The organism is Lewinella sp. W8 (assembly GCF_004375085.3).
In the GTDB taxonomy this organism is placed as follows: domain Bacteria; phylum Bacteroidota; class Bacteroidia; order Chitinophagales; family Saprospiraceae; genus Neolewinella.
On record NZ_SNAQ03000091.1, the window covers coordinates 1 to 297 of the forward strand.

Annotated in this window: 1 protein-coding gene; it reads right to left on the reverse strand. The window is 61.3% G+C overall.

The genetic code is table 11. From position 1 onward, the window contains the following. Nucleotides 1–297, reverse strand: a 297-nt coding sequence (locus tag E1J53_RS24775; protein WP_173021638.1) for a hypothetical protein, incomplete at both ends; no start/stop codon positions are given.

Consider the following 297-nt stretch of genomic DNA (forward strand, 5'->3'; position numbering starts at 1 on the left):
TGACCGTCAGCGTCTGGATACAGATCGGGGTCGGTGCCTTGTCCGGCGTAACGCAGAACTCGAGGATGTCCACGTCGAAGTTACCACAACCGTCACCGGCGCGGATGCGCAGGGCGTGGTTACCTACGGGGATACCGCTCAGACGAACCGTGTAGGTGTCATCACCGTTGGCCACCACTTCGCTGGTCGTCAGGAAGCGCGTGCGCTCAAAGGACGTCGGTACTCCGGCGTAGTCCGCATCAAGCTCAACGCTGATGTCCACCTCAGAGCACTCGTCGAAGGCCTCGAAGGTCAGCG